Source organism: Moheibacter sediminis (genome assembly GCF_900176425.1).
GTDB lineage: Bacteria > Bacteroidota > Bacteroidia > Flavobacteriales > Weeksellaceae > Moheibacter > Moheibacter sediminis.
Map to the genome: position 1 here is coordinate 134,190 of NZ_FWXS01000010.1, position 10,752 is coordinate 144,941.

11 protein-coding genes are annotated in these 10,752 nt (G+C 36.0%); 7 read left to right on the plus strand and 4 right to left on the minus strand.

The window, feature by feature from the left end; translation table 11 throughout:
• The first annotated feature begins 3 nt into the window (after positions 1-3).
• The 6 genes from B8977_RS13595 to B8977_RS13620 all read left to right on the plus strand — a co-directional run bounded on the left by B8977_RS13595 (position 4) and on the right by B8977_RS13620 (position 5,949).
• Complete coding sequence (locus B8977_RS13595) at positions 4-1,350, plus strand: hypothetical protein (protein ID WP_084018577.1); 1,347 nt, start codon at positions 4-6, stop codon at positions 1,348-1,350.
• Between the two features lie 92 nt (positions 1,351-1,442).
• Positions 1,443-2,549, plus strand: coding sequence for a DUF2891 domain-containing protein (locus tag B8977_RS13600; protein ID WP_084018580.1), 1,107 nt, complete (start codon positions 1,443-1,445; stop codon positions 2,547-2,549).
• Positions 2,550-2,608: 59 nt separating this feature from the next.
• Positions 2,609-3,481, plus strand: coding sequence for a succinate--CoA ligase subunit alpha (gene sucD, locus B8977_RS13605; RefSeq protein WP_084018583.1), 873 nt, complete (start codon positions 2,609-2,611; stop codon positions 3,479-3,481).
• A gap of 120 nt (positions 3,482-3,601) precedes the next feature.
• Positions 3,602-4,183: a porin family protein gene (locus tag B8977_RS13610; RefSeq protein ID WP_084018586.1), complete on the plus strand. Its 582-nt coding sequence runs from the start codon at positions 3,602-3,604 to the stop codon at positions 4,181-4,183.
• A 111-nt stretch (positions 4,184-4,294) separates the two neighbouring features.
• Positions 4,295-4,810 (plus strand): DUF4136 domain-containing protein, encoded by a 516-nt coding sequence (locus B8977_RS13615; protein WP_084018588.1) that lies wholly within the window; start codon positions 4,295-4,297, stop codon positions 4,808-4,810.
• A complete protein-coding gene (locus B8977_RS13620) occupies positions 4,810-5,949 on the plus strand; it encodes a carboxypeptidase-like regulatory domain-containing protein (RefSeq protein ID WP_084018591.1) in 1,140 nt (379 codons plus the stop codon). Before B8977_RS13615 ends, B8977_RS13620 begins: the two co-directional genes overlap by 1 nt.
• Before the next feature lie 49 nt (positions 5,950-5,998).
• Here the strand turns inward: B8977_RS13620 and mnmA are convergent, their stop codons facing one another.
• The 4 genes from mnmA to B8977_RS13640 form a co-directional block, all read right to left on the minus strand.
• On the minus strand, positions 5,999-7,186 hold the full coding sequence (gene mnmA / locus B8977_RS13625) for a tRNA 2-thiouridine(34) synthase MnmA (protein ID WP_084018594.1): 1,188 nt from the start codon (positions 7,184-7,186) through the stop codon (positions 5,999-6,001).
• Between the two features lie 148 nt (positions 7,187-7,334).
• Positions 7,335-7,742 (minus strand): OsmC family protein, encoded by a 408-nt coding sequence (locus tag B8977_RS13630; RefSeq protein WP_084018597.1) that lies wholly within the window; start codon positions 7,740-7,742, stop codon positions 7,335-7,337.
• Between the two features lie 52 nt (positions 7,743-7,794).
• Positions 7,795-8,568 carry a 3'-5' exonuclease gene (locus B8977_RS13635; RefSeq protein ID WP_084018600.1) on the minus strand — a complete coding sequence of 258 codons (774 nt, stop codon included), beginning with the start codon at positions 8,566-8,568 and terminating at the stop codon, positions 7,795-7,797.
• On the minus strand, positions 8,561-9,343 hold the full coding sequence (locus B8977_RS13640; protein ID WP_084018603.1) for a CDP-alcohol phosphatidyltransferase family protein: 783 nt from the start codon (positions 9,341-9,343) through the stop codon (positions 8,561-8,563). The genes B8977_RS13635 and B8977_RS13640 overlap by 8 nt, the downstream gene beginning before the upstream one ends.
• Positions 9,344-9,562: 219 nt before the next feature.
• On the opposite strand from B8977_RS13640, the gene B8977_RS13645 reads away from it, so the two are divergent.
• Positions 9,563-10,654 carry a putative type IX sorting system protein PorV2 gene (locus B8977_RS13645; protein ID WP_394334479.1) on the plus strand — a complete coding sequence of 364 codons (1,092 nt, stop codon included), beginning with the start codon at positions 9,563-9,565 and terminating at the stop codon, positions 10,652-10,654.
• Positions 10,655-10,752: the final 98 nt, after the last annotated feature.

A 10,752-nucleotide genomic window follows, 5' to 3' on the forward strand; every position in this document is an offset into this window, starting at 1 on the left:
ATCATGCAATATAAATTTTCCCCAAGATTGAAAATGGCATCTTTTGCACTTATTGGTGCAGGAATCCTGCTATATGCGATAGGGTTATTTTTAAACATTCAGGACAAAAATGATCCGCATTTTATTGAAAATTTCGTAAAAGAAAATCCGGCAATGATTTACGGTGAATACCAATCTGCCGAATTCCAACATATAAATCATACTCCAGAGGAGCACGCAAAACATACGCACCATTTGGAAAATCAATTGGCCAATCGTCCCTGGGCAGCATTTTTAGTACCATCTTATTTGGCATTGGGAATCGCAGGTGCAGCATTGTTTTTCTTAAGCATTCAATTTGTAGCAAACGCAGGTTGGTCTATGGTTGTTACAAGAGTGATGGAAGGAATCGCTACTTATATTCCTGTAGGTGGAGCTTTGATATTAATTGTAATCGTTGGAGCAGCATTACATGGAAACCATTTGTATCACTGGATGGATACATCATTGATTGACCCTACTGGTGATAATTATGACAAATACATTGCTACGAAAGCAAAATTATGGCTAAACATTCCTTCTTGGTTATTCAGAAGTTTCTTGTATGTAATTCTTTGGTCTGTATTTTTAGTGTGGATCAAAAGAACAACGAAAAAATTGGATGATACTCACGGAGACAGAAAAGTTTACAGTCAGTTATATACACGTTCAGTTTTGTTTGTGATTGTGTTTGCTTTGACAACTCCGGCAATGGCTTGGGACTGGATTATGTCGTTAGACCCACACTGGTATTCAACATTGTTCATGTGGTACGGAATGGTTAGCTACTTGGTATCTTCATTGGCAACGATGGCAATCATTTCAATCTATTTGAAAAGAAAAGGTTCATTGCCTAAATTCAACGATAACCACCAGCATGATTTGGCTAAATTCATGTTCGGATTCAGCCTGCTTTGGACTTACTTATGGTTTGCGCAGTTCATGCTTCAGTGGTATGCAAACATCCCTGAAGAAGTTCAATATTTCCAACAGCGTATTGCACAATACACTGGTTATTTCTGGATGTTGGCAGTAAACTTCGTTGCAGTATTGTTGATCATGATAAGTTCAAGCATAAAAAGAAAATCAGAATTGGTTTTTGCAATGGGATTTGTAATCATCTTAGGTCACTACTGGGATTTTTACAATCAAATCATGCCGGCTGCAGTAGGAGCTTTCCATAACTTTGGATTCCTTGAAATCGGAGCCTTGGCATTCATTGCAGGTTTATTTACTTATGTAGTATTTGAATTTGGAATCAGCAAATTGAAATTGGAACCTACCGGTCACCCTTACTTCCACGAATCAAAAATTTATGAATATCCGTTCTAATCAGAATCTTGATATATAAAATCCAAAGGGAATTCAGAAATGAGTTCCCTTTTTTATTGGATTAAATTCCTATTTTTATAAAAACTTAATTCATGAGAAATACATTCATACTTCTTTTTCTTTTATCAATTTTAATTCATTCATGCGAAAAGAAAAATGAGGAGAATAAAGAAACCCAAATCAAAGTTGATGAATCTTCGGTTAAATTAGATTTAAAACAAGCGAACCGACTTGCTGCTCTCCCTTTGAAATGTATGCAGGTTGAATTTCCAAACAAAACGGGACAAATGCTTTCTTCTGCCTCCGATTTAGGTACTCCGGTAGAATTACATCCTGCATTTTACGGATGTTTTGACTGGCATTCTTCCGTTCATGGACATTGGTCTTTGGTCAAATTACTCAAAGATTTCCCAGAATTGGATAAACGAGATTCCATCATTGAAAAATTAAAACAAAACATTTCAAAAGGAAACATACAGGGAGAAATTAATTATTTTAAAAGAAAACAGGAATACGCTTACGAAAGAATGTACGGCTGGACCTGGCTTTTAAAATTGCAACAAGAATTAGATACATGGAACGATGCAACTGGAAAAGAATTATCCCAAAACTTGCAACCGCTTTCTGATTTGATTATTCAGAGATACATAGAATTTCTTCCAAAATTAAATTACCCGCTTCGCGTCGGTACACATACCAATTCTGCATTCGGGATGAGTTTTGCTTACGATTATGCTATCCATTCTAAAAATGAAAAATTAAAATTGAGCTTAGAAGAAAATTCAAAAAGACTTTATCTGAAAGATGAGAACTGTCCTATTTCTTGGGAACCTGACGGTATGGATTTCCTTTCTCCTTGTCTGGAAGAAGTCGGTTTGATGCAGCGAATATTAAATAAAGATGAATTTCTGGCATGGTTAGATAAGTTTTTACCCCAATTAAAGGATAAAAATTTTTCATTTGAAGTAGCGAAAGTATCTGACCGAACAGACGGGCATTTGGTCCATTTGGACGGGTTAAATTTTTCCAGAGCTTGGGTGTTCTATCGTCTGGCAAAGGATTATCCTGAAAAATATGGTCATTTGAAAAATGAAGGCGACAAACATTTGGATTATTCTTTACCATCAATTACCGATGGAAGTTATGAAGGCGAACATTGGCTCGCGAGTTTTGCATTGTATGCATTGTCAGAGAGATAAAAATCAGTTTTTTTAACAAGGGAAAAATCAATACATTTGCGCTACCAAAAATATACTCAATGGCAGTTTTAGTTAACAAAGATTCAAAAGTAATCGTACAAGGATTTACAGGTAAAGAAGGTACTTTCCACGCAGAACAAATGATAGAATACGGAACCAACGTGGTTGGTGGTGTAACTCCGGGAAAAGGAGGGACGCTTCATTTGGATAAGCCCGTTTTTGACACAGTGAAAGATGCGGTAGTAAAGGCAGGTGCCAATGTGAGTATCATTTTCGTTCCGCCGGCATTTGCTGCAGATGCGATCATGGAAGCTGCAGAAGCAGGAATCAAGGTTATCATTTGCATCACGGAAGGAATTCCGGTAGGTGATATGGTAAAAGTTCAGGCTTATATCGACACCAGAGATGTAACGCTTATCGGACCAAACTGTCCGGGGGTTATTACTGCAGATGAAGCGAAAGTAGGTATCATGCCAGGTTTCGTTTTCAAAAAAGGTAAAGTAGGTATTGTTTCTAAATCAGGAACTTTGACATATGAAGCGGCTGACCAAGTTGTAAAAGCCGGATACGGAATTTCTACAGCAATCGGAATCGGTGGTGATCCAATCATCGGAACAACGACTAAAGAAGCTTTAGAACTTTTCATCAATGACCCTGACACAGAAGCGGTTGTAATGATTGGAGAAATCGGAGGTCAATTGGAAGCTGAAGCTGCAAAATGGTACAAAGAAAGTGGTTCTAAAAAACCAGTTGTTGGTTTCATCGCTGGACAAACTGCTCCAAAAGGTAGAACAATGGGTCACGCAGGTGCAATCGTTGGAGGAAAAGACGATACCGCTCAGGCAAAAATGGAAATCATGAGAGAATGTGGAATCAATGTGGTTGATTCTCCAGCCGAAATCGGTGTTACTGTAGCTAAAGTTTTAGGATAATTCCTCAAGTAAAATATTGAATCTAAGAACCTGAATTTTCAGGTTCTTTTTATTTATAACCAAAACGATAAAGTTTTTTATATTTGCTTTATCAAATTTATACCAACCAAAAAATAAATTATGAAAAAACAAATTCTATTAGCCTTTCTATTTTTCTTTTCCCTTTCAATTCTAGCGAAAGCCCAAGTAAGATATGGAGCAAAACTCGGAGGGAACTACACCAATCTGAGGCTTGTCCACAGAGAATCTGTGCCTCGTATAGCAGGTCAAATAGGTGCTTTGGCTTTAATTCCAATCGATAACAATGATATGTTTTTTGTTCAGCCTGAGGTAGTATACTCTATGCAAGGTGAATATTGGAAAACTGGCGAAATTAAAACACCAGTATTTCTCAATTATATCAATGTTCCAATCATGGCTAAATTTTATTTTTCAAATGAGGAAAGTGAATTTTTTGTGGAAGGAGGACCGCAATTTGCATTTAAAATAGGAGATAATATCGAAAGATTGGAGATGCCAAATCAAAAATTTAAAAGTTTTGATTTGTCTTTCGGCTTAGGGCTCGGTTATAGTATTACCCGCGATTTTGAATTTAATTTAAGATATAATTATGGTCTGCTGGATTCAGTGGAAGGTGATTTAGAAAATAATAATAATAACACATCTCAGTTGAGCTTTGCTTTAGCTTATATTCTCAGATAAATTTTTTATATAAATAATTCAAAGCCTGATTTTTTCAGGCTTTTTTCATTGTGTTAAAAATTCATATCGGAACGATTTTTGATTTAAATTTAGCCTATAAAATTACGAATTATGAAAATCTACAGTTTATTATTTATTATATCCTCTTTCTTTATAACATCATGTAGTACAGTTCGTGTAACGCATGATTTTGACAGAGCAACTGATTTCAATGCATACAAAACTTACAATTTCCACCAAAAAGGAATTGATAAATTGGAATTGAATGATTTAGACAAAAGAAGAATCGTTCAGTCAATCGACAATGAAATGAAAGCAAAAGGTTTTACCAAAGTTGAAACTTCACCCGATCTACTTTTAAATGTTTTGGCAAGCTCAAAAGAGAAAATTAATATCGACAATGGTTACGGCTGGGGTTACGGACCATATTGGGGAAGTCCTTCGCGTGTTTACCAATATACTTCCGGTACAATCATCGTAGATATAGTTGATGATAAAAATAACAAATTGATTTGGCAGGGAGCGGGAAGCGGATTGAATGTTTCCGATTTGGAAAGAAAAGCCGAAGATATTCCCGATGCAATTTCAGAAATCATGGCTAAATTTCCACCGCCTGCAAAAAAATAATGAAATATTTATTATTTCTTTTACTTATAATCCCCTTTGTAGGGAAAACCCAAATTCAGATTAACGGTCAAGTTTCTGATGAATTTGGGTTTTTTATTTCCGACGTTTTGGTATATGTGGATGGCTCTTCGATTTCAACTTATACAAATTCAGACGGGAATTTTTCATTATCGATTCCCAGTGGAAATTACAATTTGGTATTTCGAAAAGAAAATTATCAAAATCATTTCCTATCTGTAAATTCTTCACAATCCAATCTTCAGATTAAATTAAATGAAAATGCGGTAGCTTTAGACGAAGCAGTAATTGTTTCAATGACTGAAGAAGAATGGAAACGTTATTTCGGGATTTTTAAACAAAATTTTTTAGGAAGAAACCAAGCAGCCCAGAAATGTGAAATTTTAAATCCAAAAGTAATTCGATTTCGGTATGATAAAGAAAATCGAATAATTACGGCTACAGCCAAAGCACCAATCATTATTACCAACTCTTATTTAGGATATACACTTGAATACGACTTGATTGAATTCTTTATTGACTATAAATCGAATTATAGTTACATGGCGGGAACGGTTTTGTTTAACGAAATGAAAGGTAACAGTAGCAAACAAAAACGCTGGAACAAAAATCGTCAGGAATCTTATTATGGTTCCATCATGCATTTTATGCGTTCATTATATAAAAAAGAATTAAAAGAAAATGGATTTGTCATCAATCGTTTGATGCGTCAGGAAAATCCATCCTATAAAAAGTATCAGGAAACCTTGAAAAAAATGCAGCAAAATGGCGAAACTATAAATATTGGTAATCCTCCTGCTAAAATTATTCAGACACTCATCAAAGCAGAAGTCCCCTATGATAGTTTGGTTGTGAAAAATGGTTCATCAGTTTTCATGAATTTTGACGGATTGTACGATGTCGAATTCATCAATGAAAAAGAAGATTCGGATTACGTTAGTATGATGAAAGGTCAAAATTTAATTGGCAACCAAGTCTCAGTCATTCAATTGATCGGAGATAAATTAGTGGAAATCGTAGCCAACGGAAATTTTCATCCACCCGCAGATTTCCTCACAGAAGGGTATTTTACCTGGGAAAAAAATGCAAATCTGCTTCCTTTGGATTACGAACCGGATTAAATTATTTTGAATTTTAAATGTTTTCAATTAATTCAAAATTCAAAATTGTTTAATTAATAACTCCCGACCCAATCAACTCATCATCCAAATACCAGGCAGCAAATTGTCCTTCGGTAATCGCAGATTGTGGATTTTCAAATTCGATATACAAACCTTTTGCAGCTTTGTGCAAAGTCGCTTTTTGCAAAGGCTGACGGTAGCGGATTCTTACCATTGCTTCCAAAGTTTCATCAGCATTTAATTTTAAATCCTCACGAATCCAATGAATTTCTTCTTCCTGGATGTACAATGCTTTTTTGAACAATCCCGGATGCGAGCTGCCTTGTCCGGTATAGATGATATTTTCTTCAACGTCCGTATCCAACACAAAAAGGGGTTCAACCATTCCACCAACACCCAACCCTTTTCGCTGTCCTTTGGTGAAATAATGTGCGCCATCATGCTGTCCAACTACTTTTCCGAAATCTTTTTGGTAAGAAATCCCTTGCGCTTCATGCGCCAATTCTTCCCATTTTGTGAAAAATTGAGGCCTTTCTTCAGTGAAAATTGAATGATTGGAATTCACTTCGATGATTTCTCCCGATTTTGGTTTCAATTGCTGTTGCAAAAAATCAGGCAAACTTACTTTTCCAATGAAACACAAACCTTGTGAATCCTTTTTATCAGCCGTTACCAAATCCAATTCTTTCGCAATTCTTCGCACTTCAGGTTTTTCCAAATCACCAATCGGGAACAAAGCTTTGCTCAATTGTTCCTGGCTCAATTGACACAAAAAATATGATTGGTCTTTGTTATTGTCTTTTCCAGCGAGTAATTTATAGACTTTTTTACCGTCAACTTCGATTTCTTCACGACGTGCATAGTGTCCGGTCGCGACAAAATCCGCTCCTAATTCCAAAGCAGTTTTCAGGAATATATCAAATTTAATTTCGCGGTTACACAAAACATCTGGATTTGGTGTGCGCCCTTTTTCGTATTCGGCGAACATATAATCCACGATTCGTTCTTTGTAAACATCGCTCAAATCGATTACCTGAAAAGGAATTCCTAATTTTTCTGCCGTCAAAAGTGCATCGGCACTGTCTTCAATCCACGGACATTCGTCTTCCAAAGTCACTGAGGCATCGTTCCAATTGCGCATGAAAAGCCCAATCACATTGTAACCTTGTTCTTTGAGTAAATGCGCCGCAACGCTGCTGTCCACACCGCCCGATAATCCTACTACCACTGTTTGCATCGTGCAAAATTACATTAAATTACAGTTTAAAGTTTAAGGTTTTAAGTTTAAAGTTTGATGGATAAATAGATTTGATTTATTTGGTTTAGCTTTAAATAATTTAAAATTGACTTCGTTGAATCTTCGTTTCAACATTTATAATAATAAATCACGGCCAAACAAATTCCACCGACTTCTTCAAATCCGGATGCAAACTTTCGATTACCGGACAAGTCATCGCTGCACGTTCAAGAATTGTCCTTTCTTTTTCATCGTAAGCATCCTGACCCTTTATATTAATTTTCACAACTATTTCTCCAATCTTACGAGGATTGGCAACCATGATTTTAGTGATTTCGCAAGTCGTTCCCAAAAGAGAAATCCTGCGAGGTTCGGCAGACATCGCCATTATCGAAATCATACAGCTGCCCAAAGCCGTTGCCACTAAATCGGTAGGAGAGAAGCGTTCGCCTTTTCCGTTGTTGTCTGTCGGCGCATCCGTTTCGATCTGTGTGCCCGATTGCAAATGAACCGCTTCGGTTCTGTATTCGCCTTTGTATATAATTGTTGAAGTCATAATTTTTAGTTTAAAGTTTCATGTTTAAAGTTAATTATAGCAAACCAAGAACTTAAGAATTAAACAATCCCGAAGATTTTAATTTTATTTTCGTCAAAACCTTTTTGGTATAAAGCGGAAAATCCGCATTTTGAATCCAGCTGTAATAGCCCAGGTCTTTGTCAAAAACTGATTTGACAGTTTGACCTTTGTATTTTCCGAAATTGAAAACTTCATTGCCATTGTCATCAATCCCAATCATTCCCGCCAAATCTGCGGTTTTGCGTTGCGATGAATATTCACTCAAAAATTTGATGTCATTTTCCAAATCATCATATCGTTCCACCTGGGCTTTGAAAATCTCATACGTAGCTTCTACATCGGCAGCGGCTGAATGCGCATTTTCCAAAGTTTTGTCGCAATAAAATTTATATGCTGAAGTCAAATCACGCGGTTCTTTTTTGAAGAAAATTACTTGAACATCTACCAAACGGTGTTTTTCCAAATCAAAATCAAATCCATTTCTCAGAAATTCTTCTGCCAAAAGTGGAATATCAAAACGGTTGGAATTATATCCAGCCAAATCCGAATCCTTCAACATTTCCCAAATTTGAGGAGCCAATTGTGCAAAAGTAGGTTCATTTGCAACATCTTCATTGGAAATTCCGTGAACAGCAGTTGCTTCTCTCGAAATCGGAATTCCGGGATTGACGCGCAAAGTTTTGCTTTCTTTGTTTCCGTTGGGGAAAGCTTTTAAAATGGATATTTCTACAATGCGGTCAGATCCAACATTGATTCCGGTCGTTTCCAAATCGAAAAAACAAATGGGTTTGTGTAATTTAAGCATGAACAATTTTTTTTCTGAATATAATAGATATAAGGATGTACAATAAAATGATGAATGGCAAAGCTGTAATTTGAAACAATACCAAAAGGATGATACTTATAATAAGGAATACATATTTATAATGATTGTCTTTCCACGCAAATCCTTTGAATTTAAATGAAAAGAGAGGAACATTTGAGATAAGCAAAAATGAACTTAGTAATGTTAATATTACTAAATAATAAGTATATGGAGCAATAAAACCTATAACATTATTTATACAATAAACGTAAATTGAAAAAATCAAAATTGTGTTTGCAGGAGTCGGCATCCCTTTAAAATAATAGCTTTGATCTTCGTCTATATTAAATTTAGCCAATCTTAATGCTGAAAATAAAACAATAAGAATAGAAAATAAAAATAGAAAATCAGAAAATAAAGGAGTTGATTTTGGAATTTCGAAATATGGAATAATTTTATAATCAAAATAATAGTAGAGTATTTTATTTAAACTTATAGTTCCACCAAATAGTTTAAACATTAATAATGAAGGCAACAGTCCAAATGATACAACATCGGCTAAACTATCTAATTCCTTTCCGATCGGGCCTGATAATTTTAATTTACGAGCCACCATTCCATCTAATAAATCAAATAAAAGAGCCATAATTATAAGAATTGTAAGAATTGGAATAATTTTATCTTCAAATGTTCCATTGATTATAATGATACAAGCCAAACACCCACAAAACAAATTTCCCAGCGTCAATAAATTCGGTATCGTAAAAAGTTTCATTTAAATAAATTAAAAGCGAACTTCGCAAAACAAACTTCGCAAAACGAACTACGAAGATAACAACATTTGCAACGCAATAAAAAATCAGATTTTGTGTTTTAAACAAAACAATCGATTTTTGCCAAGCAAAATTAGTTTAACGTTCAAAGTTTCAAGTTCAAAGTTTAATGAATGGTATCTGAAACCTTAAACCTTAAACCTTAAACATGAAACCGTATTTTGAGACTGAAAATTACATCTATTCTCGTTTTGGCCGGAACCTTGAGTTTCGCGCAAGTCACACGTAAATATTCCAACGAATTCCTAAGCATCGGTGTCGATGCACGCACGTTTGCAATGGGAAATGCAGTTGTTGCCAATACTGGCGATGTGAATTCCACCTATTGGAACCCTGCCGGATTGACCGAAGTTTACCACGGACCACAAATTGCAGCCATGCACGCCGAATATTTTCAAGGTATTGCCAAATACGATTACTTAGCTGGAGCTATTCCGTTGGAAAACAATGCAGTAGTAGGTCTTTCACTTTACAGATTTGGGGTTGATGATATTTTGAATACCACTCAGTTGATTGACAGTCAGGGAAATATAGATTATGATCGCATCAGCAAATTTTCAACGGCAGACTATGCATTGAGTTTAAGTTATGCAGGATATTTCTTAGGGAATTCAGATATTTCAGTCGGTGCCAACGCCAAAGTTGTTTACCGCCACATAGGGAAATTTGCAAGTTCATTCGGATTCGGAATCGATTTAGGATTGCAATACCGTACCGAAGACCAATTTTATTTTGGATTAATGGCGCGTGACATCACTACCACATTCAATGCCTGGAGCATCAATGAAGCTGAATTAAACACCATCACAGTTACCGAACCCGGAACCGGAAATCAGGAAACAGTAAACGAGCTTCCTGAAGAAACTATAGAGCTGACACTACCCAAACTCCAGCTAGGAATAGGGAAGAATTTCCAAATCAACGATAAATTTAATGTGTTAGGCGAAGTCGATTTAAATTTCCAGTTTGCGCAGACCAATGACCTTATTTCTACTAGTGCAGTCAGCATTTCGCCAGCGGTCGGATTCGAGATTGGCTATGACAACATGGTTTTCCTGCGCGGTGGTGTCAACAATTTCCAGTACGAACGTACATTCGAAGACGACAAAGAACTTACATTCCAGCCCAACATCGGTATCGGCTTCAAATACAAAGGCATTTCCGTAGACTATGCACTTACCGATGTCGGCGATCAAAGCATCGCACTCTATTCCAACATCTTCTCTGTAAAAATCGACTTAGGAGAATTCTAATTTTTTAATAAAGTTGTTTCGATTTTATCTTTAGAGTGTTGTTTTTGTCGGGAGATTAGGTTAACAGTTATAAATTTTCGCATTGGGTGTGGTGCTGT